Annotated in this window: 23 protein-coding genes; 7 read left to right on the top strand and 16 right to left on the bottom strand. The window is 72.8% G+C overall.

Translation table 11 applies throughout. From position 1 onward, the window contains the following. Nucleotides 1-213 precede the first annotated feature (213 nt). Nucleotides 214-1344: an acyl-CoA dehydrogenase family protein gene (locus ACIQV3_RS20010; protein ID WP_403713742.1), complete on the top strand. Its 1131-nt coding sequence runs from the start codon at nt 214-216 to the stop codon at nt 1342-1344. A gap of 34 nt (nt 1345-1378) precedes the next feature. Here the strand turns inward: ACIQV3_RS20010 and ACIQV3_RS20005 are convergent, their stop codons facing one another. Next, nucleotides 1379-2464 carry a sugar ABC transporter permease gene (locus ACIQV3_RS20005; RefSeq protein ID WP_403713741.1) on the bottom strand — a complete coding sequence of 362 codons (1086 nt, stop codon included), beginning with the start codon at nt 2462-2464 and terminating at the stop codon, nt 1379-1381. Further along, a complete protein-coding gene (locus ACIQV3_RS20000) occupies nt 2461-3681 on the bottom strand; it encodes an MFS transporter (protein ID WP_403713740.1) in 1221 nt (406 codons plus the stop codon). The genes ACIQV3_RS20005 and ACIQV3_RS20000 overlap by 4 nt, the downstream gene beginning before the upstream one ends. Before the next feature lie 233 nt (nt 3682-3914). Between ACIQV3_RS20000 and ACIQV3_RS19995 the strand changes: the two genes are divergently transcribed. Together ACIQV3_RS19995 and ACIQV3_RS19990 are read left to right on the top strand one after the other, a co-directional pair. Next, complete coding sequence (locus tag ACIQV3_RS19995; protein WP_403713739.1) at nt 3915-4697, top strand: hypothetical protein; 783 nt, start codon at nt 3915-3917, stop codon at nt 4695-4697. A 214-nt stretch (nt 4698-4911) separates the two neighbouring features. Next, the gene (locus ACIQV3_RS19990; protein WP_403713738.1) at nt 4912-5520 is read left to right on the top strand and encodes a sigma-70 family RNA polymerase sigma factor; all 609 of its coding nucleotides are present in this window, start codon (nt 4912-4914) and stop codon (nt 5518-5520) included. A 145-nt stretch (nt 5521-5665) separates the two neighbouring features. On the opposite strand, the gene ACIQV3_RS19985 is transcribed toward ACIQV3_RS19990, so the two are convergent. Further along, nucleotides 5666-6055 (bottom strand): SHOCT domain-containing protein, encoded by a 390-nt coding sequence (locus ACIQV3_RS19985; protein ID WP_383946454.1) that lies wholly within the window; start codon nt 6053-6055, stop codon nt 5666-5668. Nucleotides 6056-6420: 365 nt separating this feature from the next. Here ACIQV3_RS19985 and ACIQV3_RS19980 point away from each other — a divergent pair, with 365 nt between their 5' ends. Beyond that, complete coding sequence (locus ACIQV3_RS19980) at nt 6421-6867, top strand: DoxX family protein (RefSeq protein ID WP_403713736.1); 447 nt, start codon at nt 6421-6423, stop codon at nt 6865-6867. Here the strand turns inward: ACIQV3_RS19980 and ACIQV3_RS19975 are convergent. Genes ACIQV3_RS19975 through ACIQV3_RS19965 form a run of 3 tightly spaced genes read right to left on the bottom strand, consistent with a single transcriptional unit; the run spans nt 6864 to nt 8970 of the window. Next, nucleotides 6864-7472 (bottom strand): HD domain-containing protein, encoded by a 609-nt coding sequence (locus tag ACIQV3_RS19975; RefSeq protein WP_403713735.1) that lies wholly within the window; start codon nt 7470-7472, stop codon nt 6864-6866. The two genes, ACIQV3_RS19980 and ACIQV3_RS19975, sit on opposite strands and share 4 nt — an antisense overlap. A gap of 6 nt (nt 7473-7478) precedes the next feature. Continuing rightward, nucleotides 7479-8786: a cytosine deaminase gene (gene codA, locus ACIQV3_RS19970; protein ID WP_403713733.1), complete on the bottom strand. Its 1308-nt coding sequence runs from the start codon at nt 8784-8786 to the stop codon at nt 7479-7481. Nucleotides 8787-8802: 16 nt separating this feature from the next. Beyond that, nucleotides 8803-8970: a hypothetical protein gene (locus tag ACIQV3_RS19965; protein WP_243330618.1), complete on the bottom strand. Its 168-nt coding sequence runs from the start codon at nt 8968-8970 to the stop codon at nt 8803-8805. Between the two features lie 130 nt (nt 8971-9100). On the opposite strand from ACIQV3_RS19965, the gene ACIQV3_RS19960 reads away from it, so the two are divergent. Both ACIQV3_RS19960 and ACIQV3_RS19955 read left to right on the top strand, forming a co-directional pair. Beyond that, nucleotides 9101-10921, top strand: a complete 1821-nt coding sequence (locus ACIQV3_RS19960) for a prolyl oligopeptidase family serine peptidase (RefSeq protein ID WP_403713732.1) — start codon at nt 9101-9103, stop codon at nt 10919-10921. A gap of 78 nt (nt 10922-10999) precedes the next feature. Continuing rightward, nucleotides 11000-11809, top strand: coding sequence for an SURF1 family protein (locus ACIQV3_RS19955; protein ID WP_403713731.1), 810 nt, complete (start codon nt 11000-11002; stop codon nt 11807-11809). A gap of 81 nt (nt 11810-11890) precedes the next feature. Here the strand turns inward: ACIQV3_RS19955 and ACIQV3_RS19950 are convergent, their stop codons facing one another. The 7 genes from ACIQV3_RS19950 to ACIQV3_RS19920 all read right to left on the bottom strand — a co-directional run bounded on the left by ACIQV3_RS19950 (nt 11891) and on the right by ACIQV3_RS19920 (nt 18265). Further along, on the bottom strand, nt 11891-13123 hold the full coding sequence (locus ACIQV3_RS19950) for a hypothetical protein (protein ID WP_403713730.1): 1233 nt from the start codon (nt 13121-13123) through the stop codon (nt 11891-11893). Beyond that, nucleotides 13120-13932 (bottom strand): SigE family RNA polymerase sigma factor, encoded by an 813-nt coding sequence (locus ACIQV3_RS19945; RefSeq protein WP_403713865.1) that lies wholly within the window; start codon nt 13930-13932, stop codon nt 13120-13122. Before ACIQV3_RS19945 ends, ACIQV3_RS19950 begins: the two co-directional genes overlap by 4 nt. A gap of 189 nt (nt 13933-14121) precedes the next feature. Beyond that, the gene (locus tag ACIQV3_RS19940) at nt 14122-15216 is read right to left on the bottom strand and encodes an aspartate-semialdehyde dehydrogenase (protein ID WP_403713729.1); all 1095 of its coding nucleotides are present in this window, start codon (nt 15214-15216) and stop codon (nt 14122-14124) included. After that, nucleotides 15213-16490 (bottom strand): aspartate kinase, encoded by a 1278-nt coding sequence (locus tag ACIQV3_RS19935; protein WP_266879870.1) that lies wholly within the window; start codon nt 16488-16490, stop codon nt 15213-15215. Before ACIQV3_RS19935 ends, ACIQV3_RS19940 begins: the two co-directional genes overlap by 4 nt. A 132-nt stretch (nt 16491-16622) precedes the next feature. Then, nucleotides 16623-17270, bottom strand: a complete 648-nt coding sequence (locus ACIQV3_RS19930; RefSeq protein ID WP_403713728.1) for a DUF5063 domain-containing protein — start codon at nt 17268-17270, stop codon at nt 16623-16625. Next, nucleotides 17263-17862 carry a recombination mediator RecR gene (recR, locus tag ACIQV3_RS19925; RefSeq protein WP_243330636.1) on the bottom strand — a complete coding sequence of 200 codons (600 nt, stop codon included), beginning with the start codon at nt 17860-17862 and terminating at the stop codon, nt 17263-17265. The genes ACIQV3_RS19930 and recR overlap by 8 nt, the downstream gene beginning before the upstream one ends. Before the next feature lie 58 nt (nt 17863-17920). Further along, entirely contained in the window at nt 17921-18265 is a 345-nt protein-coding gene (locus tag ACIQV3_RS19920) for a YbaB/EbfC family nucleoid-associated protein (protein WP_403713726.1), read from the bottom strand. Nucleotides 18266-18534: 269 nt separating this feature from the next. Here ACIQV3_RS19920 and ACIQV3_RS19915 point away from each other — a divergent pair, with 269 nt between their 5' ends. Then, nucleotides 18535-19260, top strand: coding sequence for an SLATT domain-containing protein (locus ACIQV3_RS19915; RefSeq protein ID WP_403713725.1), 726 nt, complete (start codon nt 18535-18537; stop codon nt 19258-19260). Nucleotides 19261-19402: 142 nt separating this feature from the next. Here the strand turns inward: ACIQV3_RS19915 and ACIQV3_RS19910 are convergent, their stop codons facing one another. From ACIQV3_RS19910 to ACIQV3_RS19900, 3 genes are all read right to left on the bottom strand, one after another. Then, nucleotides 19403-20053, bottom strand: coding sequence for a hypothetical protein (locus ACIQV3_RS19910; RefSeq protein ID WP_403713724.1), 651 nt, complete (start codon nt 20051-20053; stop codon nt 19403-19405). 110 nt (nt 20054-20163) lie between these two features. Then, nucleotides 20164-22707, bottom strand: coding sequence for a glycosyltransferase family 2 protein (locus ACIQV3_RS19905; RefSeq protein WP_403713723.1), 2544 nt, complete (start codon nt 22705-22707; stop codon nt 20164-20166). Continuing rightward, a complete protein-coding gene (locus ACIQV3_RS19900; protein ID WP_403713722.1) occupies nt 22704-23384 on the bottom strand; it encodes a GntR family transcriptional regulator in 681 nt (226 codons plus the stop codon). The genes ACIQV3_RS19905 and ACIQV3_RS19900 overlap by 4 nt, the downstream gene beginning before the upstream one ends. Nucleotides 23385-23531: the final 147 nt, after the last annotated feature.

The following is a 23531-nucleotide window of genomic DNA, read 5'->3' as shown; positions in this document are numbered from 1 at the left end:
TCTTCTCCCGGCCCGGCGATCGGCCGGCGCCGCAGGTGGTCCCGTACGGGAACCAAGGGGCGGGCCCGCCCGACCAGTTCCACGGGAAGGCAGTCGCACTGCCGTTCCCACGGGTTCCCGGCGGGCTGGAGGAAAGTGGTGGGGAAGCGAGTGGCGGGAGACGAAGGGGGTGCGACGCGCGTCTCGGACGAACCGGGTTGCGGGGAGCTGGAGTTGAGGGCTCGGGTGGCGGAGTTCGTACGGGAGCGGGTGATGCCCCGCGAGCCCGTGCTCGACGCGGGTGGCCCCGCCGCGGCGGCGGCCCTGCGGGAGCTCCAGGCCGGGGCGAAGGAGGCGGGCCTCTGGGCCCTCCCGCTCCCCGTGGAACTGGGCGGCCAAGGGCTCGGCCTGGCGCGCTACGCACGGCTCGCCGAGGCCGAGGGGGCGAGCGACCACGGACCGGCGGCACTGGGATCGGCGCCGCTGCTGGACGCCACGATGCTGTGGCGGCACGGCGGCGACCGGGTGCGCGCGCTGTACCCGCGCCGGCTGACGGCCGGCGAACTGCGCGCCTGCTACGCCATGACCGACCCGGAGAGCCCGGGAACGGATCCGTACCTCACCTCCACGCGCGCGGTGGCGGAGGCGGACGGGAGCTGGACCCTGACCGGCCGCAAGTGGTTCACCTCGCACGCCGCCGAGGCCGATCTGGTCACCGTACTGGCCCGCACCGACGGCCGGCCGGGCGACCGTACGGGGCTGTCGCTGCTCGTCGTCCCCACCTCCGCCCCGGGGTTCCGGGTGGTGCGGGAGCTGCCGGTGCTGGGTGCGGCCGGGCAGTGGGAGATCGAGTTCGACCGGGTGCACGTGGCCGCCGACCATCTTCTGGGCGAGCGCGGCCAGGCCCTCGCCATCGCCGCGGAACGCCTCCAGCTGGGCCGCACCCTGCGCTGTCTGCGCTGGCTGGGCCAGGCCCAGCGGGCGTTCGACCTCATGTGCGCACGCGTGAACTCCCGTACCGGGTCGCGCGGCCCGCTCGGAGGCCACCAGCTGGTGCAGGGCCACGTCTTCGAGTCGCTGCTGCTGCTGCGCACCACCCGGCCGCTCGTCCACGAGGCCGTCGCCGCGATCGGCGCAGGCCGGGACGCGCACGTGGAGGTGGGTCTGGCCAAGGTGGCGGCCGCCCGCATGCTCCAGCAGGTGACCGACTCGGCCATCCAGATCCACGGCGCGGCCGGCCTGGGCCCCGACACCCCCCTCCCCGCCCTCTACCGCTCGGGCCGCACGGCCCGGATCCTGGACGGCCCCGACGAACTGCACATCACGGCGGTGGCTCGGCGGGTGCTGGGGGGATATGGGGGATAGGGGGGCGGGGGGATAGGGGGGCGGGCGGTGAGGTTCAGACGGTGCGGAGGTCTACCCGGTCGGTCAGGGCGGCCAGGCCCAGGGCCAGGAAGAAGTTGCCCCAGACCAGTTCGTGGCGGATCGCGACTCCCTTGTCCGCGTCGTAGCAGCCGTTCAGCAGTCGGCCCGCGGAGAAGTGGTGGTCGACCAGGTGCTCCAGGATCTCCGCCGCGCGGTGCGCGTACGGCGCGGCGCGGGGGCCGGGCCGCAGGGACAACTTCAGGAGCGCGACGGCCGTGACGGCCGCGGCGGAGGTGTCCGCCGGGCCGTTCGGGCGGGTCGCGTCCGCGGCCGGTACGAGGGGTGTGCCCGGTCCCGTCCACGCGTCGGCAAGACGTTCCGCCAGTGCCTGCGGGTGGCCCGGCAGGCACGCGGCTACGGCGGGGCGGTGCAGTGCGTCGGCCAGCGCGAGCAGCAGCCACGCCGGTCCTCTGCTCCAGCCCGGCGCCGGCTCCGCGCACTCCCGCCAGCCCGTCTCCGCCGCGTAGGACCAGGCCGGTACGAGGTCACGGGCGGGGAGGGCCTCCGTCCCGGAGCCGGGGAGGCACAGGGCCAGGTGCCGTTGGAGGTGCGAGGCCGCCGCCGCCGGACCTGCACCGGCGAGCAGCGGAACCGCACCGGGCAGCCCGTCCACCCGGGCCGACAACCGGAGCCCCCCGAACGCCGATCCCCAGGGCAGCAGCCCCAGTTCCTCGTCCACCGCCGCCAAACAGGCCGCGGCGGCCCGCCCCCGCAACTCCTCCGCCCCCGCATCCTCGACGGCCAGGGCCGTCCCGTACCAAAAGATCAGCCCGCGCGTGGAGGTGTCGGCGTCCACCCAGCCGGCCAGGCGTGCGGTGCATGCGGACGCGACGGCCCGGTCCGCCGCGGTCCCCGTGTGCCGGGCCCTCAGCCACAGCAGCCCGGCCCAGAAGCCACCGGCCCAGGAACCACGGCCGGTCGTCGTCCACTTCCCCGTGTCCGGATCCGCGTACAGCGGGAAGCGCTCCGCGCCGATGTCGGCCGCCGTGACGGCCACCTGCGCGAGGAGCCGCGCGAGGGCCCGTTCCGCCCACGGATCGGTCCGCGTCGTCAACGTCACCGCCCCCGTACCGCCCAGGTCAGCCCCACCGCGCACGCCAGGCCGAACTCGGCCGCCACCAGCAGCCAGCCCGTCCCGTAGCGGCCGGCGTTCGCGAGGGGGCCGAAGAGGAGGGGGCCGACGGCGAAGCCGGTGAAGAAGCCTGCGGCCACGAGGGCTGCGTCTTGGCCGGCCCGCCCGGCGGGCCCGGGGGTGGAGCGCTGCATCACCAGGACCATCGAGACGGCGTTGGCCGCTACCGCGAACACCCCGACGGCCACCGCGGCCACCCAGACCAGCGGCCGTACGGTCGGCGCCGCCACCAGGAGCACGGACGCCCCCACCGCTCCGGCGGCCAGGGCTCCGGGCAGCCACTCGGCGCGCCCCGGCCGGGCCGCCTTCGACCAGCCGACCCGCCCGGCGATGCCCGCGACGCCAAGCACCGCGATCAGCGCGCCGGCCGCGGTGGGGCCCATGCCGAGCCGCTGCGCGCCGAAGAGGGCCAGGTACGTATTGACCGAGGCGATCCCGCAGCCCAGGAACAGGGAGAACACCGCCAGCCAGGCGACGGCACCCCGCGGGACAAGGGGGGCGCGGGGCCCGGCCGGGACCGTCCGCGGGTCCGCGGGCAGGGCGCGGCGTGCCCACAGCGCCGCCAGCGCGGCGGTGGCGGCGGCCGTCCACATCGCCCCGCGCCAGCCGATCCCGGCGGCCAGTGCCGTGAGCGGCAGCCCGGCGGCGAAGGCGCCCAGCTGGACGCCCGACTGCTTCATGCCGGTCACCGGCCCCCGGCGGCCGGGAGGCACCGCGGCGAGGATCGCCTTGTTGGTCGCCGGATTGGCCAGGGCCTGGGGCAGTCCGCCCAGCGCGACGGCGGCGAGCAGGAAGCCGGTGCCGGGCGCGGCACCGATCAGCGCGAGCGCCGCCGCGGACACTGACAGCAGGAGTACGAGGGAGCGGCGCGGCCCGATCCGGTCCACCAGCCTCCCGCCGAGCGGCGACAGCACGGCGGCCGTGCCGAATCCGATCGTGGTGGTCCAGCCGAGCACGGCGGGCGATACCCCCAACTCCCCCACCAGGCGCGGGCCGAGTGCGCCGAGGAGGAAGAGCTGGAGCATGGAGAAGGCCATGGCGCCGGTGAGCAGAGCCGTCAGCCCGCCCGGCCCGACGCCCGCCGGGGCCTCGGTCGCCCCTCCGGGCGCTCCGGACGTCTTCGCCGACCCGATCCGGTCCGCCACCGCTCGCCCACCCCGCTCTCTCGCTGCTCGACGTCGGGCTCTGTCCGTCGGGCTCAGTCCGTCGGGCTCAGTCCGTCGGGCTCAGTCCGGACAGGAGTCGGATCCGTGAACACCCTGGTTCCCGGAGCCTGTTGTGGTCTGCGCCACAAGGGGTGAGGGCTCGGTTTCCGGCCGATGAGAAAACCTGATGCCCCCTGTCGCCCCTGCCTGGCCGGTGCGACGATGGCCCCGCCATGACACCGGGTCGATGTTGCCGAGCCGTACGGGCCGCGATGTTCGCGGCCACCTGCGTGCTGCTCTCGGCCCTCGGGCACATCCTCATGTCGGGGACCTCCGTCCCCTGGTGGGGGATGACCGCGGCGTTCGCCGGAACCTCGGCGACCGGCTGGTTCCTCGCCGGGCGGGAGCGCGGCCTCGCGGCCGTCGTCTCCGCGACCGTCGGCGTCCAAGCCGCCCTGCACGGCGGGTTCTCGCTCGCCCAGGCCGCTGCGCCCCAGGGAGGCCAGGGGTCCCTGGGGTCCCTGGGGCGGCGCTGGGCCCAGTACCTGCTCTGCGACGTTCCTGACGTGCTCCGCCCGCGGGCGGACGTGCACGGGACGGCCGGGGCGCACGGGGCACACGGGGCACACGGGGCACACGGCTCGCACGGGATGGCCGACATGGCCGGGGCGGCCGGCATGGCCGACGGTTCCTCGTCCGTCGCGGCGGCCATGACGATGCCGGGCGCGCACGCCATGGGTTCCATGTCGCCGGCGGGCATGCTCGCCGGCCACCTCCTGGCCGCCCTGGTCTGCGGCCTCTGGCTCGCGCACGGGGAACGCGGCGCCTTCCGCGTCCTGCGCGCCGTCGCCGCCCGGTTCCTCGTACCACTGCGGCTGATCTTCCGGCTTCCCGCGCCCGCGCACCGGCCGCGGGTCCGCCCCGTACGGAACCACCGGGTCCGGACGCCCCGCAGGCTGCTTCTCGCCGACGCCCTCACCTCACGGGGTCCACCTCACGGGATCGCTGTCGTCTGACAGCCGGCTCCCCGACGCGCCACGGGCACCAGCACCCGTACCCGTACCGCGCCTCGGGCATCGGTCATGCCGTCCGGCAGGCCGTACCACCCGTTCCCCGGCCTCGCGCCGCCCGAGCTCCGGGCGCACACGGGTCGCCCCTGCCGCCTCGGGCACCCCTCGCCCCCGCGCCTCGGCATCGCATCCGGCCGGATTCCCCGAAGGACTCCAGGCGATGACCGCTGCCCTGCTCACCCGCCCGACCAGTGCCCCCACCCGCCGTACCGCCGGACCCGACGAGGGCGTCACGCTCCTCGCGCTGGCCGCCCGTGACGGCGACCCCGTCGCGGTGGACCGGTTCGTCCGCGCCCTGCACCGCGACGTGCGCCGCTACGTGGCCTACCTCAGCGCGGACCCGCAGTCCGCCGAAGACCTGACCCAGGAGACCTTCCTGCGCGCCCTCGGCAGCCTCCACCGCTTCGAGGGCCGCTCCTCCGCCCGCACCTGGCTGCTCTCCATCGCGCGGCGCACCGTAGTGGACAGCCTGCGCCACAAGGCGGCCCGCCCCAAGATCGCCGACAGAGACGACTGGCAGACCGCGGCCGAGCAGAGTCAGCCCCGCGGCGTACCCGGCTTCGAGGACGGCGTCGTGCTCGCGGAGCTCCTGGCGGCGATCCCCGCCGAGCGCCGCGAGGTCTTCGTCCTCACCCAGCTCATGGGCCTGCCGTACGCGGAGGCGGCGCTCATGCTCGGCTGCCCGATAGGCACCGTCCGCTCCCGCGTGGCGCGGGCCCGCTCGTCCCTGATCGACCTGCTGGAGGACACGGAATCCGCCACGGCCTGACCCGGAACGCACACGGGCGGGGGCCGGACCGCGGTCGCGCGGTCCGGCCCCCGCCCGGTGGAGACGAATGCGGGGAGGAAGGTCCTCGGGTCCGTCCTCAGGTCCGTCCTCAGGTCCGTCCTCAGGTCGGCCCTCAGGTCGGCCCTCAGGTCAGGAGCTTTTCCTTGGCCTTGTCGAACTCCTCCTGGGTCAGGTGGCCCTTCTCCTTGAGGGAGGACAGCTTCGCGAGTTCCTCCGCGGGGCTGCTGCGGGGGCCCGCGGCCTTCTGGACGTAGTCCTGGAAGGCCTGTTCCCGCTCCTCCGCCTGCTTCATGTCCCGCTTGCTCATGCCCTTGCCGCGGACGATGAGGTAGACGAAGACGCCGATGTAGGGCAGCAGGAGCACCAGGATCAGCCAGCCGGCCTTGCCCCAGCCGTGCAGCTCGTGGTCCCTGAAGATGTCAGTGATCACCTTGAACAGCAGGAAGAACCACATGACCCACAGGAAGAGCCACAGCATGGTCCAGAACAGGTTGAGCAGCGGATAGTCGTCCACGCGTCACTCCGATCACATAAGGGACAGATCAATTCATACCGTCTGTTTGAGTGATCCGCACGCGGAGTAGCCGGTCCGATGCGGCCGCGCGGCCATGAGTCCACGGGGGACGGCCGACTGGACGGCGATCGCGGGCAGCCACACCCTCCCGGCCCGCGCCACCGGCGCCTCGGGGCGCGTACAGCCGGTCCGGCGGCCGTGGAACCGCGGGGCTTCGGCAACAACCAAGTACAGGCCGTCTCCGTCGTGTGCCGCTGAGCCCCATCCGCCAACCCCGTCGGCCAACCCCTTGCCACACCCCGCCCCTTCCCTCGAAACTGACACATCGTCAGATCTTTGTGAGGGAACGAGGAAGGGAACCGGGGATGCAGACCATCTGGCTCGGCGGGCCCGAATGGGTCGCCGTTCTGCGGATCGGGCTCGGGCTGTGGTGGCTGGAGAGCTGGCGGCACAAGGACAAGAAGGACTGGTTCGGCGGAGGCGGCATCCGCTGGGCGGCCGGCGTCGCCGAGAAGCACCGCTGGGGGTTCGTCACGCGCGGCTTCGACGTCGTCGTCAAGCCCTACCCGCGCTTCATGGCCTACCTCGTCGCCTACGCCGAACTGGCCCTCGGCCTGGGTCTGATCGTGGGGTTCCTGACCCCGGTAGCCCTGCTCGCCGGGCTGCTGCTCAACCTGGTCTACCTGGTTCTGATGATCCACGACTGGGGCGAGCAGGGGCAGAACCTGATGATGGCCCTGATCTCCGGGGTCGCCTTCTTCGCGATGGGCTGGCAGGTCTGGTCACTGGACAACGCCCTGGGGCTCTTCTAGACGGCCCGGCCCCGCCGGTCCAGCGGGTTCGCCGCGATGCGCTCCTTCGCGCCGCCCGCCACGTAGGCCGCCGCCGCGCACTGCGGCTTGCGCGCGGCCTGGTCGCTGACCAGCGCGAAGAAGGCGTCGCGGAAGCCGAGGCGCGGGTACTCGGTGAGCAGCGCGGACGTGAAGACGGGGTCGGCGTCGAGGACGCCGACCCCGGAGACGTCCGCGGTCGTACCGATCTGGAGCAGGTGGCTCTCCACGTCCTCGGCGGCCGTGACGTCCTCGCGCATGTGCCGCACGATGATCTCCTCGGCGCGCGCCCGCCGCTCCGCGGGCCAGCCCAGCCCCGCCGTCAGCACGCGCGCGACGTGGCCGCCCGCCTCCTCGAAGGGCAGGGTGTGACTGTCGAAGGGCGCGGTCAGCCCCAGGTCGTGCACCAGCGCGCTGACGTAGAAGAGTTCGCGGTCGTACGAGAGCCCGTGCCGGTCCGCGTACTCGGCCCCGAAGGCGTACGAGCGGACGGAGTGGTTCAGCAGCGCCGCGCCGGTGTACTCGGAGGCGACCTCGAGTGCCGCGCGGGCCGACGGAGTGTCAAGAGTCCATGTCACAAAGGTCATGGACGGTCACAGTAGGCGGACTCGGAAGTCCACCTCCGAGGGGCCCTCCTCTCCCGGCCAGGCCAGCAGCCGGGCCGGAGCCGCCGGGGTCTCGGCGAGGACGGTGCCGCGCGAGACCACGTAGCGCGGGCGGACCTGTCGGCGGACGGCCTCGGTGGGCGATTCGGCCGGCAGCAGCACGAAGGAGGCCGGGTTGCCCTGGCGGACCCCGTACTCCGAGGGCGAGAGGCCCAGGACGCGCGCCGCGCGCTCGGTCACCATCTCGAAGGCCACCGGGATCTCGTCCGCTCCCGTGAGCTGGGCGGCGTAGATCCCGACCAGCGCGGTCTGCAGGGGGTTGCCGGTGCCCAGCGCGTTCCAGGGGTCCATCACGTCGTCGTGGCCGAAGGACACGTTGACCCCGGCCGCCAGCATCTCCTTGACCTGGGTGAGGCCGCGCCGCTTGGGGTAGGCGTCGAAGCGGCCCTGGAGGTTGAGGTTGGCGAAGGGGTTCGAGACGAGGTTGATCCCGGAGCGGGACAGCAGGCGCTGGAGTTTGAAGCTGTAGGCGCCGCCGTAGGAGCCCATCGCCGTCGTGTGCGAGGCCGTCACGTGCCCGCGCAGCCCCGAGCGCAGGGCGTGCGCGGCCAGTACCTCCACGAAACGGGACTGCTCGTCGTCGATCTCGTCGCAGTGCGCGTCCACGCGCAGCCCCTGCTCCTCGGCCAGCCGGAAGGCGACGGCCAGCGAGGCCACCCCGTCCTCCCGGGTGTCCTCGAAGTGCGGGATGGCCCCGACCACGTCGGCCCCGCGCCGGACGGCCTCGCGCAGCAGCTTCTCGCCGCCGGGGAAGGAGACGATGCCCTCCTGCGGGAAGGCGACGATCTGCAGGGTCATGACGTCCCGGACCCGGTCGCGCACCTCCAGCAGCGCGTCGAGCGCGGTCAGCTCCGGGTCGGTGACATCGCAGTGGGTGCGCACGTGCAGGACGCCCTGCGCCGCCTGCCAGCGCAGCACCTCGGTGGCCCGCGCGATCACGTCCTCGCGGGTCAGGGTCTTCTTGCGCTCGCTCCAGCAGGCGATGCCCTCCCAGAGGGTCCCGGACACGTTGGGGCGCGGATCTCCGGCCGTCAGGGCCGTGTCGAGGTGGATGTGCGGCTCGACGAAGGGCGCGCTGAGCAGCCCGCCGTGCGCCTCGATCAGCACCCCCGTCGCCGGGGGCTCCTTCTGGTCGTCATACGGGAGCACGCGCGCGACCCGCCCGTCCTCCGCGACCTCGACGTCGTGCAGGCCTTCGCTGTGCAGCAGCCGGGCACCCCGGACGATCATCCGCATGGCGCCACCCTACGACTCAACCCCGCTTGGCCTGGGCCTTCTGCTGCATGCCCCGGGTCTTCGCGGAGACCGACTGCACATCGCGGACGGCGGCCTTGGCGCGCGCCTCGGCCGCGGTGTTCTTCGCCATCGCACGCTCTGAATCCTGGTGGGCCGGCTTGCCGGTGCGCGCCTTCTTCGCCATGACCGCCACTCCTTCACACAGCTCCACCCAGCCTCGTACGCGCGATCGCGTACGCACACCACCCTGCGCCCGTTCGGCCCCGTCGGCATCTCGGGGGACGGGCCGCGGCCGATCCGGTTACATGGGGTGCATGACTGACGCCACCGCCGGCACCGCCGACACGAACGACGCCGCCATGCCCGACTGGGAGAAGCGCTTCCGGGCCCCGCGCGTGGGACTGCCCGAATGGGCCGAGGACGCGCCCGACCGCTCGCTCTTCGTCTCCAACGCCACCGGGACCTACGAGCTCTACACCTGGGACCGCGCCACCGGCGCCCAGCGGCAGGCCACCGACCGCCCGAACGGGACCACCGACGGCACCCTCTCCCCCGACGGCGCCTGGGTCTGGTGGTTCTCCGACACCGACGGCGACGAGTTCGGCACCTGGGTCCGCCAGCCCTTCGCGGGCGGCCCCGACGAGCCGGCCACCCCCGGGCTGGAGGCCTCGTACCCGGCCGGGCTGGCCATCGGGCGGGACGGGACGGCCGTCGTGGGGCGCTCCACCGACGAGGACGGGACCACGATCCACGTGGTGCGGCCCGACGGGACGGAGCCGTCCGTGGTCTACCGGCACCGCGAGTCGGCCGGCGTCGGCGACCTGTCCCGGGACGGGACCCTGCTCGCCGTCGAGCACACCGAGCACGGCGACGCGATGCACTCGGCCCTGCGCGTGATCACCCTGGACGGCGCCACCGTCGCCGAGCTGGACGACTCCAAGGGCGGCACGGAGGAGCTGGGCCTCATGGTGCTCGGCTTCGCGCCCGTCGCCGGAGACACCCGGCTGCTGGTCGGCCACCAGCGGCGCGGCCGGTGGGAGCCGATGGTCTGGGACGTGGCCGCGGGCACCGAGGAGGGACTGGCCGTCGACCTGCCGGGCGACGTGGGCGCGGAGTGGTACCCCGACGGGTCCGCGCTGCTGATCGAGCACGGCTACGAGGCGCGCAGCGAGCTGTTCCGCTACGACCTGGCCGCGCGGGAGCTCGTACGGCTGGACACGCCGCCGGGGACGGTGTCGGGGGCGACGGCGCGGCCCGACGGGTCGGTGGAGTACCAGTGGTCCTCCGCGGCCGAGCCCTCCGTCATCCGGTCGACCGCGGGCGGGGTCGTGCTCGACCCTCCCGGATTCCGGCCGCCGGGCTCCGTACCGGTCGAGGACGTGTGGGTCGAGGGCCCCGGCGGGCGGATCCACGCCCTCGCCCAGCGCCCCGTCGGCCACGGCGACGGGCCCTTCCCCACCGTCTTCGAGATCCACGGCGGGCCCACCTGGCACGACAGCGACGCCTTCGCCGCGACCCCGGCGGCCTGGCTCGACCACGGTTTCGCGGTCGTCCGGGTCAACTACCGCGGTTCGACCGGCTACGGACGCGAGTGGACCGACGCCCTCAAGCACCGGGTCGGCCTGATCGAGCTGGAGGACGTCGAAGCCGTACGGGAATGGGCGGTGGGCTCCGGCCTCGCGGACCCGGCGCGCCTGGTGCTGTCCGGCGGTTCCTGGGGCGGCTACCTGACGCTGCTGGGCCTCGGCACCCGGCCGGACGCCTGGGCGGTGGGACTGGCGGCCGTCCCGGTCGCCGACTACGTGACGGCGTACCACGACGAGATGGAGGCGCTGAAGTCCCTGGACCGCACCCTCTTCGGCGGTACCCCGGAGGAGGTCCCGGAGCGCTTCGAGGCCTCCTCGCCACTGACCTACGTGGACGCGGTGAAGGCGCCCGTGCACATCGCGGCGGGCCTCAACGACCCGCGCTGCCCCATCAAGCAGATCGAGAACTACGTGGACCGGCTGGCGGCGCGCGGGGCCGAGCACGAGGTGTACCGCTACGACGCCGGGCACGGCTCGCTCGTCGTGGAGGAGCGGATCAAGCAGGTCCGGATGGAGATCGATTTCGCGCTGAAGCACCTGCCGCGGTAGCCCCGCGACGGCACCCGCCGGTGACCCAGCAGCGGCCCCGGCACCGGTGATCCGGTGCACCCCCCGTACGGTGGTGGGGTGCACCGGTTTCTCCTGACCCCGCGCTGGTGGGGGATCAACGTCTTCGTCGCGCTCGGCGTTCCCTTCTGCCTGTTCATGGGGACCTGGCAGCTCGACCGGTTCGAGGACCGCGTCGACACCCACAAGGAGGCGACCAGCGCACGCCCCGCCGACCAGGCGGCCGCGCCGCTGGAGTCACTGCTCCCGGTGGACAAGCGGACCTCGGGACGGCTCGCCTCGGTCTCCGGGGAGTACGCCGACCAGCTCCTCGTCCCCGAGCGGCGGCTCGAGGGGAAGTCCGGCTTCTACGTCCTGACCCTGCTGAAGACCGACACCGGCAAGGCCGTACCCGTGGTCCGGGGCTGGCTGCCCGGCGGCGCCGACGCGGGCCGGGCTCCGGCCCCGCCGGCCGGCCGGGTCGAGGTGACGGGCGCGCTCCAGGCCTCGGAGAACTCCACCAGCAAGGGCGTCTACTCCTCGGGCGGACTGCCGGCCGGGCAGCTCGGTGTCATCGGGGCCGCCTCGCTCGTCAACATCGTGCCGTACGGCCTGTACGACGCCTGGCTGACCGTGCAGACGCCCGCCGACGGGATGACTCCCGTACCGGCGCGGGCTCCGGCCAACACCGGGCTCGACCTGAAGGCCTTCCAGAACCTCGGCTACACCGGCGAGTGGTTCGTCTTCGCCGCGTTCGTGCTCTTCATGTGGTTCCGGCTGTACCGGCGCGAGGTGGAGACCCTGCGCGACACGGAGGCGGGCCTCGTCGAGGAGACCCCGGCGGAGCGGGATCCGGCGGAGCCGGCCCCGGCCGGGGCGGGCTCGGCGTAGCGGTGACGTCCGGGGCCCGGTCCGGGCCCCGTCGCGGGTCTGCCTGAGCGGGCCTGCCTGAGCGGGCCTGCCTGAGCGGGTTTACCTGAGCGGGATGACGCCCGTCCGGTACACCGTTCCGCCGCACGCCTCGGCGATGGTCGTCTGCGTCGTCGGGCCGTCCGGCCCCAGTGTGTTGGGCGTGTGGGTCACCACGGCACCGAGCGGCGGAGTCTCCGCCTGGACCTGGCCCGTGTCGGTGCCCGTCCCGGCGTCCGGGGCGCCCCCGGTGCCCTCGCCCGACGCGTTGTCACCCTCGCCGCTCGCGCCGGGACAGCCGCCCTCCGGCGGCACCCACGCGAAGCGGACCTCGTACGACGCGTTCGGCGGGAGCACCAGCTTCAGGGTCTCCACCGACGGGTCGGGCAGCAGCCCGGTCGCCGGGTCGCCCGTGACGTGGTTGACGACCGCGACCCCGGCTCCGCCCTCGCTCGCCGGGCCGGCCGTCAGGCTCTCCGGACCGCGGACGGTGCAGCCCTTCGAGGACACGTTGGTGACCCTGAAGCTGCCGTAGATCTTGCCGCCGGCCGACGGGGCCCGCGTACTGGCCGCCACCCCGACCTGGCTCTCGGAGCAGAAGGGAACCTCCGAGGACGCGGGCGGGGGCAGCACACCACCCCCGACACTGCCGGTGGAGCCGCTTCCGGGGGTCGCGCGGGGCGGGGTGACGTCCGACCCGCCGGTGCTCGGGAAGCCGCCGGGCGAAGTGGGCGACGCGCTGGCGCCGTTCTCCTCGTCCTTGTCCTTCTTGTCCTTGTCCTTGTCCCTGTCCTTGTCGGAGGACCTCTTGGGCTTCGGACGGGCGGAGCCGTTCTGGTGCAGCCCGGACCCGTCCTTCGAGTCGTCGCCCGTCTGGCCGTGCCCCGCCGTGACGGCACGGCCGGAGTTCCCGTCCGCCCCGGAGGTCATGTACAGGCCCACCGGCACCGAGCCGCCGAGCACCACCACGGCCGCCGCCGCGGCGACGAGGATCCTGTGGTTGCGGACCCGGCGCGCGGGGACGGCGTGCCGCAGGCGGTCCAGCGCGTCGCCGGAGGGCTCGATCCCACCGACGACCCCGCGCAGCAGGACGCGCAGCGCGTCCTCCTCGCCCAAGGGCTCGGAATCCGCCGTGTCCGCCGTGTCCGCCGCGTCCGGCGTCTTCGCCGTCTTCGCCGGATTCGGCTTGCCGAACACGAGCTCCCGCAGTGCCTCCGGGCCCCCGGACGCGGATCCGCCGGCCCGGCCGGGCAGCTCCCGGTCTTCGCCGTCGTTCGTCTTGCGGTCCTCACTCATGACTGCGCAGCCTCCATCGCCACCCGCAGCGCGGCAATGCCCCGCGATCCGTACGCCTTGACCGAACCGAGCGATATGCCGAGGACCTCGGCGACCTGGCTTTCCGTCATGTCGGAGAAGTAGCGCAACGACAGCACCTCGCGCTGGCGTCGCTGGAGCCCGCGCATCGCCTTGATGAGATCTTCCCGTTCCAGCAGGTCGTACGCGCCTTCCTCGGCGCTCGCCATGTCCGGCATCGGCTTCGACAGAAGCTTCAGGCCGAGGATGCGGCGGCGCAGGGCGGAGCGCGAAAGGTTGACGACGGTCTGGCGCAGGTAGGCCAGGGTCTTGTCCCGGTCCCGGACCTTCCTGCGGGCCGAGTGGACGCGGATGAAGGCCTCCTGGACGACGTCCTCGCAGGAGGCGGTGTCGTCGAGGAGCAGCGCGGCGAGGCCCAGGAGCGAGCGGTAGTGGGCCTGGTAGGTCTCGGTGAGGTGGTCGACGGTGGTCCCCTGGACCACCTCGGCCGGCTCGGCCACCACGACCGGCTCGGCCACCGTGACGGCTTCGGCCGGCTCGGCCGGCTCGGCCGGCTCGGCCGGCTTCGTGCTCCCGATGTCCTCCGCGCTGTCGCGCGGCCCGGGCACGCGGCCGTCCTTGGCCGGTCCGGGCGTGCGGACGCCGGGCGTGGGCGCGGCGGGCACCCCGGGCAGCGGGGGAGCTCCGGACGCCGTCGCGGCGGGCGGAACGGGACCGATCACCGGGAGCCCACCGGGCGTACGGGGTCGCAGACGCGGCGGGCCGGGGATGGTCCCGGTCCGCGCCGCGATGACGGGGTGTTCGAGCAATGCTTCTGCCACGCCAGTTGGACTCGCGTCCCCCCGACAGGGTTGTACGCGCACGGCAGATTCATCGGCGGAATTCTCATCGTCTTCTTGCGTAGCCGCACACCCGGACGCGCGTCGTCGTACGACGACAGCCGTCGAGCCGTCACCTCGATCAAGGTATTAACGATGATCCTACAAACTGAAGGAGCTAAAACCAGCCGCGATGAGCTCCGCATTTTGTGTGGCATTCAGCGCAGCACCCTGGCGCAGATTGTCCGCGCAGACGAAGAACTCCAGCGCGCGCGGGTCGTCGAGCGAGCGCCGCACCCGCCCCACCCAGGCCGGATCCGTACCCGCCGCGTCCGAAGGCGTCGGGAACTCCCCCGCGGCCGGGTCGTCCACGAGGACCACCCCGGGCGCCGATTCCAGGATCTCCCGGGCGTGCGCCGCCTCGACGACGCGCTCGAACCGGGCCCGTACGGTCAGCGAATGCCCGGTCAGTACGGGTACCTGTACGCAGGTCACGGACACCGGCAGCTCCGCCAGGTCCAGGATCCGGCGCACTTGCGCCCGTACGGCCAGCTCGTGCGAGGACCAGCCGTCCTCGCGCAGCTCACCCGACCACGGCAGCACGTTGAGCGCGAGCGGACCCGCGAAGGGCCCGGTGTCCTCGCCCACGGCCCGGCGCACGTCCCCGGGCTGCTCCCCCAGGGAGCTGCCGGCGACGAGTGACAGCTGGCGGCGCAGCGCCTCCGCGCCGGCCCGGCCGGCCGCGCTCGCGGCCTGGTAGGTGGAGACGGCCAGCTCGGCCAGCGCGTACTCGGCGTGCAGCGCGCCCAGCGCCGCGCTCATCGCGGCGGTCACGCAGTCGGGCCCGGCGACGATCCCGCGCGGCCGGATCCGGGCCGCGTGGCCGTTCACCTCGGGCACCACCAGCGGTACCTCGGGGTCCTCGCGGAAGGCCGCGGACTGGTCCACCACGACGGTTCCGCGCGCGGTGACGACGGGAGCCCACCGGGCCGAGACCTCGGCCGGGGTCAGGAAGACCGCGATGTCACCCGCCCCGAGGCCGTCGAAGGCGTCTTCGGTGAGGGCGAGCACCTCGGTCTCCGTACCGCGCACGGTCAGCCTGCGGCCGGCCGAGCGCGAGGAGGCGAGCAGGCGTACGTCGCCCCAGACGTCGGCCCGCTGGGACAGCATCTGGAGCAGGACGGAGCCGACGGCTCCGGTCGCCCCGACCACGGCGAGTGCCGGAGCCGGGGCGGACCGGGCCGCGGGCGGGTTCAACGTCCCGTGCCGCCGTAGACGACGGCTTCGTCGCCGTTGTCGGAGTCGAGTCCGAAGGCCGTGTGCACGGCGCGGACGGCCTCGTTGACGTCGTCCTGGCGGGTCACGACCGAGATCCGGATCTCCGAGGTGGAGATCAGCTCGATGTTGACTCCCGCGTCGGACAGCGCCTGGAAGAACGAGGCGGTGACACCCGGGTTGGTCTTCATGCCCGCGCCGACCAGGGAGATCTTGCCGATCTGGTCGTCGTAGCGCAGGGAGTCGAAGCCGATGGTGCCCTTCGCCTTCTCCAGGGCGTCGATGGCCTTGTGGCCCTCGGCCTTGGGAAGGGTGAAGGAGATGTCCGTGAGGCCCGTGGAGGCCGCGGACACGTTCTGCACGATCATGTCGATGTTGATCTCGGCGTCCGCGATGGCGCGGAAGATGGCCGCGGCCTCACCCGGCTTGTCCGGGACGCCGACGACCGTGATCTTGGCTTCGGAGACGTCGTGAGCGACTCCGGAGATGATGGCGTGCTCCACCGGCTCGTCCCCTTGCGGATTCTCGTTGCTGACCCAGGTGCCCGGCAGTCCCGAGAAGGACGAGCGGACGTGGATCGGGATGTTGTAGCGGCGCGCGTACTCGACGCAGCGGTGCAGCAGCACCTTGGAACCGGAGGCCGCGAGCTCCAGCATGTCCTCGGAGTTGATCCAGTCGATCTTCCGGGCCTTCTTCACGACGCGGGGGTCCGCGGTGAAGACGCCGTCGACATCGGTGTAGATCTCGCAGACCTCGGCGTCCAGCGCCGCGGCGAGCGCGACGGCGGTCGTGTCCGAGCCGCCCCGGCCGAGGGTGGTGATGTCCTTGCTGTCCGCCGACACACCTTGGAAGCCGGCGACGATGGCGATGTTGCCCTCGTCCAGCGCGGTGCGGATACGGCCCGGCGTGACATCGATGATGCGCGCTTTGTTGTGGACCGAGTCGGTGATGACGCCTGCCTGGCTGCCGGTGAACGACTGGGCCTCGTGGCCCAGGTTTTTGATCGCCATGGCCAGCAGGGCCATGGAGATCCGCTCTCCCGCGGTCAGCAGCATGTCGAATTCACGCCCGGCAGGCATCGGGGACACCTGCTCGGCGAGATCGATCAGCTCGTCCGTCGTGTCGCCCATCGCGGAAACCACGACGACCACTTGGTGGCCGTTCTTCTTGGCATCCACGATCCGCTTGGCAACACGCTTGATGCCTTCGGCATCGGCTACGGAGGAGCCTCCGTACTTCTGCACGACAAGGCCCACGTGCGCTCCTTGCTCAGTCCGTCTCATTGCTGGTGCAGTCTAACGAGCGACCGGGATCCGACCGCCTCGTACCACATCATGAGACGAAAAGATCAGCAGATGGGTTCCCCCACCGGCGGTCTTTCGGGGATGTCAGCGCCGGCCGAGTTGGCCGAGCTCCTCCGCCATGACCTGGCCGGCCTGTTCGGCGAGCTCGTCCTCCGCCACGTCCTCGTCCGTGTCCAGCCCGTCCAGGGCGGCCAGCGGCTGGTCGAGGCGGACGTGCGCGATCAGTGACTGGAGGGCGCGCAGCGTGGCCGACGCCGTCGGGCCCCAGTTGGTGAAGTACGAGAACTGCCACCACCACAGCGCCTCGGTGATCCGGCCGGCCTGGTGGTGGATGAGGCCGTGGCGCAGGTCGGCGACCATGTCGGCCAGGTCGTCGGAGATCCGGTGCGGGACCGGAGCCTTGCGCGGCTCGTAGGGGTCGAAGACCTCCGAGTAGACGTCGACCGGCTCCAGCATCACGGAGAACCGTTCGCGCAGGTCCTCGACGTCCGGCTCCGGGCCCAGGTCGGGCTCGTAGCGCTCGTCGGGCAGGACGTCCTGGTACGCGCCCAGCCGGCCGCCCGCCAGCAGCAGCTGGGACACCTCCAGGAGGAGGAAGGGCACCGCGCTGTCCGGGTCCTCGCCCTTGGCCACCTCGGTGACCGCGACGATGAAGGACTCGATCTGATCCGCGATCGAAGCCGCGAAGTCGTCCGGATCCAGTCCCAGGGCGTGCAGCGTTGCGTCAGACATCGAGAAGTCGCCTTCCTTCAAAGGCCCGCCCGAGCGTGACCTCGTCCGCGTACTCCAGATCTCCCCCTACGGGGAGCCCGCTGGCCAGGCGGGTGACCTTGAGGCCCATGGGCTTCATCATGCGGGCGAGGTAGGTGGCGGTCGCCTCGCCCTCCAGGTTCGGGTCGGTCGCGATGATCAGCTCGGTGACCGATCCGTCCGCGAGCCGCGCCAGCAGCTCCCGGATGCGCAGATCGTCCGGTCCGACGCCCTCGATCGGGCTGATCGCGCCGCCGAGGACGTGGTACCGCCCCCGGAACTCGCGGGTCCGCTCGATCGCGACGACGTCCTTCGACTCCTCGACCACACAGATGACCGTGAGATCGCGGCGCGGATCGCGGCAGATGTTGCACCGCTCCTCCTGCGCCACGTTCCCGCACACCGCGCAGAACCGGACCTTGTCCTTGACCTCCAGCAGCGCGTGCGCGAGGCGGCGGACATCGGTGGGCTCGGCCTGCAGGATGTGGAAGGCGATCCGCTGCGCGCTCTTGGGCCCGACGCCGGGCAGCCTGCCCAGCTCGTCGATCAGGTCCTGGACCACGCCTTCGTACAACGGACTGCCTTCTTTCGGTTCTGAGGAGTGCTGGTGGGGGAACGGGACGGGACGGGTCCTAGAACGGCAGGCCGGGGATCCCGCTGCCGCCGCCCAGGCCCTGCGCCAGCGGGCCCAGCTTCTGCTGCTGGAGCGCCTGCGCGTTCTCGTTGGCCGCCTGGACCGCCGCGACCACCAGGTCCGCGAGCGTCTCGGTGTCCTCGGGGTCCACGGCCTTCGGGTCGATCACCAGCGCGCGCAGTTCACCGGAACCGGTGACGGTCGCCTTCACCAGGCCGCCGCCGGCCTGGCCCTCGACCTCGGTGCGCGCCAGCTCGTCCTGCGCCACGGCAAGGTCCTGCTGCATCTTCTGGGCCTGCTGGAGCAGCTGCTGTATGTCGGGCATGCCACCACCGGGAATCACAGGTCACTCACTCCGTAGCGTCGTGCCAAGCGCCGGCGGCTTGGTCAATCCGAGCCTACGTGCTCCCCGGGCGCCGCGCCCTACGCCGTGAGGACCAACTCTTTCGAGTGAGAGACGGGGCGTGCGCGTACCTGATGACGCCCCCCTTGCGGGCGGAAATCCCGGGAATCGTCGCCCACCGCGTCTCATTCGAAGGTAGGAAGAGCATGCGCACCATTGCGCACACGCGCACCACCACACGTTCAGCGCAGGCAAGAGGGAGTGCCCGGGTGAGTCAGCCGGAGATGCAGCCCGAGGGGCCACCCCGGGATCCCGCTGAGGACGGCGACCTTACCGGGCGGCCGTTCCCTCTCGGGGACTGGGGCGAGCCCGCCGAGCGGCTCGACGAGCTCTACCGACGGGTCGAGGCCGACGCGCTGCGCACCGCCGAGTGGTACCTGTCGGACCGGGCGTGGAAGCGCCGCGGGGCCCGGATCCTGCGGATCGGGGCCGCCGTCGGCGCGGTCACGGGCGCCGCGATGCCGCTGCTGGAGCTGGCCGGCTCGGTGCCGGGAGCGGCCTCGTACGGCTATCTCGCGCTGCTCCTGGGCGCGGCCTGCCTGGCCTGCGACCGGTTCTTCGGCCTGACCTCGGGCTGGATGCGGGACGTGGCGACGGCGCAGGCCGTGCAGCGGCGACTGCAGACCCTGCAGTTCGACTGGGCCACGGAGAACGTCCGCGAGATCCTGGGCCCGACCGAGGGCACCGCCAGCGAGGCCGCGGAGCGATGTCTGACCGTGCTGCGCCGCTTCTCGGAGGACGTCACCGAGCTGGTGCGGTCCGAGACCGCGGAGTGGATGGTCGAGTTCAGCTCCGGCCCCGCCCCGCTGGTCATGCAGTCCCTGGGCGCGGGCGGATCCCGCTCGGAGGCCTACGTCCCGCCGGCCCGCTTCCCGCTCCCCCCGGGCACCCGCCCGAACATGCCCCGCCAGAGACCGCCGGAAACGCCGCGCTGACCGGGGCGGGTCCGGCTCCGCCGTGCGGAGCGGGACCCGTCCGGTGCGTAGGAGCGGGGCCGGTGCGTACGCGCAGGACCGGTGCGTAGGCGCAGGACCGGTGCGAAGGCGCGGGGGCCCGTGCGTACGCGCAGGACCGGCGTCAACTGAAGATGATCATCGAGCCCTGGCCCAGGCTCCGGGTCGCCGCCGCGTGCAGGCCCAGCCATACGTGCCGCTCCCGCGCGAAGGGGCTGTCGTCGTACGGGATCGGCCCGGCCGGCTCCTCCAGCGACGTCGGGCGCCCCGGGGGCGCCGGCGCCAGCGGAGGGTTCCGGGGGTCTATCCCGATCGCGGGAGCCACCAGCGCCAGCTCGCGCAGCAGGCCCTGTGCGGACCCCAGCGGCCCGCCCCCGGCCAGCAGCTCCTCGTTGGCCAGTGGGTGCGCGAAGTCCACGGGGACGTAGGCCCCCGCGTGGTCGTAGTGCCACACCAGGTGCGACTGCTGGGCCGTCGGCTCGAACATCTCCAGCAGTTGCTCGTAGTCCCCGCCCAGCTCGTCCACCGGTGTCACCGGCAGCCCGCAGATCTGGAGCAGGTACGCCCGCCGCAGGAAGTGCAGGGCGTCGTAGTCGAAACCGGCCACCGGGGCGACGTCCCCGGAAAGCCCCGGCATGTACGCGAACACCGGCACGGACGGCAGTCCGGCCTCGCCCAGCGCCTTGTCGTACGAGGCGATCTCTTCCGCGAAGGGGTTGTCGGGGCTGTGGCACAGCACGTCGACAAGGGGGACCAGCCACAGGTCACAGGCCACTCGGCCTCCGATCAGTCGTTGCCGCCGATCGGGCCAGCGTAGTGCGCCGGACACGCTCAGCGAAGGGGTGAGCAGAACCTTGGGGGGCGGATCCGGCACGGGATCCGCGCCTACGGCGGGCCCACCCTCCAGACCCATGCGTCGCGCACCTGCTCCGGGTCCCGGCCCAGCAGCCCGGTGATCAGATCCCGTAGCTCGGTGTCCCGGTCCTGGAAGGGCAGGACGACCGCGCCGGCCTTCCAGTACTCCAGGTCCTGGCGGGCCTGTAGCCGCCAGGAGTCGGTGATCTCGGGCGGCTGCCCGCCGTAGCGGACGTCGCGCAGGAGGTTCGAGAGGTGCCGCGGGGTGGCTCCGTAGATGCCGACCCGGTCGGGGCCCCACGGGCCGTTGAAGTAGCCGCCGGCCAGCCGGAAGCCGAAGTCCGCCTCCACCTGCCAGTGCAGCGCGTCCGCCTGGCCCGGATCCGGCAGCGGTACCGGAACGAGTGCCTCCCCGTCCTTGACGTAGCCCTTCCAGTCCCCGGAGGTGATGAAGGCGGGGACCGGCGCGCGGTCCCGTACGGTCAGCGGCAGTGGCAGGACCGGGATCAGCGCGGCCGCCACCCCCAGCAGGCCCAGCGTGCGCGCCTCCCGCGCGGGCAGCCGCCGGATCCGGTCGAGCGCCAGGGCGAGCAGGATGCCCAGGATGGGGGCGCACACCATCGCCACGCGCCCCTCGATCACCGACTCGAAGAGCGGCAGCTTGATCATCAGGCGCCAGGGGCCCGGCAGCACGATCTCCGTGCGGGGTACGGGCACCCACGGCCCCAGGGACAGCAGCAGCGCGGCGAAGCCGGTGAGCGCGAGGGCCCGTACCGCCTTGCTCCGCCACAGCCACACGCACACGACGACGCCGAAGGCGAGCAGGGGCCAGCCGTAGAAGGCGTTCTGCTCGGTGGTGTTCAGGGAGAGCTTGCCGGCCGTCTCGGGGTCGCCGAAGAGCGAGCGCGAGGCGAACTCGATCAGGGCGCGCGGACTGTTCCCGGCGTTGTCCCCGTGCAGGACCGAGTGGTAGCTCTGCGGGCCGAAGAACTGCCAGTACAGCGGTACGGCCACCAGCGGCAGGCACACGCCGAGCGCGACGAGCAGACCGGAGCCCAGCGGGCGGGCGGCCTCGAGGGCGCGGCGGGGGGCGACGACGAGGTAGGCGAAGCAGAAGACCAGCATGCCGAGCGCGGCGATGAGCAGCGGCTCCTCGCCGATGAAGATCTGGTACGTCGCGAAGAGGCCGAGCAGTACCCCGTCACGCGTCACACTGCGACCCTCGCGGTGGCCCTCGCACAGGCGCAGGGCCCGGTCGATGATCAGCGGAATCATGAAGAGGACGACGAAGTTCGGATGGCCGTTGGCGTGCGAGACCATCGGCGGCGCGAAGGCGGCGAGCGCCCCGCCCGCGGCGGCGGCCCAGCGGCCGCGCACGAACCGGCGGCGGATCAGCCAGTACCAGGTCCACGCGCTGGCGGCCATGCCGAGCGTGAGGACCAGCGCGAAGGTGACGGTCTCGCCGAAGAGCAGCGTGACCGGGATCAGCGGGATGTTCAGGCCCAGCATCGTGGCGTTGGCCATCAGGTTCACGCCGTCGGGCATGCCCTGGGAGAGGGTGAAGAGCGGGTTGCGGAGGTGGGTGATGTTGTCGGTGGTGACGCCGACGAACCACTCCCACTGGTTCTGGTCCTGGAGCGCGTCCGCGAGGTAGGCGCCGTCGAGGTCCGTCCACAGGCCCTGGAAGACGTAGAAGGAGAGCGCGAGGAACGCCAGGGCCACGGCGAGGCCGCCGGCGTTGAGGCGGAACAGCTCGCCGAGGGCTTGGCGGCGGTCGGGGCGCGGGGTGGGGATGCGCGGGGTGGGGGCGTTCGGGGTGGCCGTCTTCGGGGTGGCGGTGCGGCGGGCCGGGAGTTCGACCTCCGCGACCTGCCAGCCCTGGCGGCGGATCCAGCGCAGGACCTCGGCGTCGATGGCCGGTCCGTCGAGGGTGGAGGCGCCGAAGGCGGCGCGGGCGCGGTCGCCGTCGAAAAGGGCGAAGGCGCAGGTGTCGGCGCGGAATCCCGGTATGCCGGGGATGCCCAGGGTGCGGACCAGGCGGTTCCTGGAGCGGCCGAGGACCACGGCGGGACCCGGGCCCGGGTGGGCGCCGTGGGCGCCGTGGGCGTCGTCCGGGCGGGCGTCGCCCGGGCGGCCGTCGCCCGGGCGGGCGTCCTGGTCCAGGACCTCTTCCAGCCGGGTCAGCTCGTCGAGCGGGGTGCTGAGGGCGGGGTCCATGAGCAGCACCCGGTCGCCCGTGGAGGCGAGCACTCCGGCGCGCAGGGCCGCGCCCTTGCCGCTCCTGCGGTCGCCACTGCCGGTGTCGCTGCCGGTGTCGCCGGGGCGGATCAGCCGGATCCTGGGTTCCGCGGCGTCGGCCGCCGCCGGGGCGGCCGCGTCGCCGGTGACCACGATGAGTTCCCAGGCGCCGGGGCCCGTGCCGCAGTGTGCGTCGAGGTGCTCGCGCAGAGCGGTGAGGTCCTGCTCCGGCACGGGAGCGGGGACGACGACGGACAGCCCGACCGCGCCGAGCCAGCGCGTACCGGCAGCGGCCCGCGTCTCCTGGTCGCCGCTCACGGCGCTCTCCCCGCTCATGCGCCCGCCGCCTTCAGGCCCGCGGCCCAGTCGAGACCGTGCTGGTTGTACGCGTGCACGAGGCGTCGTACCTCCTCTGCGTCCGCGCGGGTCACCGCGTCCATGAGTTCGTCGTGCCCGGACCACAGCTGGGCGCGCAGATCCGGATTCGCCTTCATGTAGGGCACGGAGAACACCCAGCACTGCACCCGGATCCGGTGCAGGAACTCGGAGATGTAGATGTTGCCGACCAGCCCGCTCAGCTCCCTCCAGAAGCGAAGGTCGTAGCCGATCAGCACTTCGAGGGAGCCGTTCAGCGCCGCCCGCCGCGCCTCCTCCGCCCGGCGGCGCACCGAGACCAGCCGTTCCCCGGAGCCGGGGGCGGTGCCGCGTTCCACGAGCCTGCGGAAGATGCCTTCCACGATCAACGTACGAGCCTCGATCATGCCCCGGAAATCATCCACGGAAAAGACTCGGACGCGGAAGCCGCGATGCTGGACCGAGTCGAGCAGGCCCTGCGCGGAGAGATCGACGAGGGCCTCGCGGACGGGGGTCGCGGAGACCTCGTACTGCTCGGCGATCTGTTTGACGGTGAACTCGCTGCCGGCCGCCAGGCGTCCCGCGAGCACCTCGTCACGCAGCGCGTCCGCGATCTGCTGGCGAAGTGTGTTGCGGGTGACAGCGCCGCTGCCTGGCATAGGGGTCCGTCTCCATCTGTGGGCTTCGGACACCTTAGGCCAGGCAGCACGGCTGAAACCGATCGGTTTGTGGCCGCTATGTGGATTTAGCGCCCGTTATCCGGATGGGCCGGGTCTCTCTTCTTGATCGTTCACCCCTGCGCGGAG

Origin of the sequence: Streptomyces sp. NPDC099050, assembly GCF_044759865.1 — a bacterium.
Classification (GTDB): Bacteria; Actinomycetota; Actinomycetes; order Streptomycetales; family Streptomycetaceae; genus Streptomyces.
This window is presented reverse-complemented; position numbering and strand designations above follow the sequence as displayed.

Coding starts and splice junctions, on each gene's coding strand:
- ACIQV3_RS19900 (WP_403713722.1), bottom strand. CDS start 23,384: ATGCCAGGCAGCGGCGCTGTCACCCGCAACACACTTCGCCAGCAGATC.
- ACIQV3_RS19930 (WP_403713728.1), bottom strand. CDS start 17,270: ATGTCTGACGCAACGCTGCACGCCCTGGGACTGGATCCGGACGACTTC.
- ACIQV3_RS19995 (WP_403713739.1), top strand. CDS start 3,915: ATGACACCGGGTCGATGTTGCCGAGCCGTACGGGCCGCGATGTTCGCG.
- ACIQV3_RS19960 (WP_403713732.1), top strand. CDS start 9,101: ATGACTGACGCCACCGCCGGCACCGCCGACACGAACGACGCCGCCATG.
- ACIQV3_RS19905 (WP_403713723.1), bottom strand. CDS start 22,707: ATGAGCGGGGAGAGCGCCGTGAGCGGCGACCAGGAGACGCGGGCCGCT.
- ACIQV3_RS19965 (WP_243330618.1), bottom strand. CDS start 8,970: ATGGCGAAGAAGGCGCGCACCGGCAAGCCGGCCCACCAGGATTCAGAG.
- ACIQV3_RS19980 (WP_403713736.1), top strand. CDS start 6,421: ATGCAGACCATCTGGCTCGGCGGGCCCGAATGGGTCGCCGTTCTGCGG.
- codA (WP_403713733.1), bottom strand. CDS start 8,786: ATGCGGATGATCGTCCGGGGTGCCCGGCTGCTGCACAGCGAAGGCCTG.
- ACIQV3_RS19975 (WP_403713735.1), bottom strand. CDS start 7,472: ATGACCTTTGTGACATGGACTCTTGACACTCCGTCGGCCCGCGCGGCA.
- ACIQV3_RS19990 (WP_403713738.1), top strand. CDS start 4,912: ATGACCGCTGCCCTGCTCACCCGCCCGACCAGTGCCCCCACCCGCCGT.
- ACIQV3_RS19950 (WP_403713730.1), bottom strand. CDS start 13,123: ATGAGTGAGGACCGCAAGACGAACGACGGCGAAGACCGGGAGCTGCCC.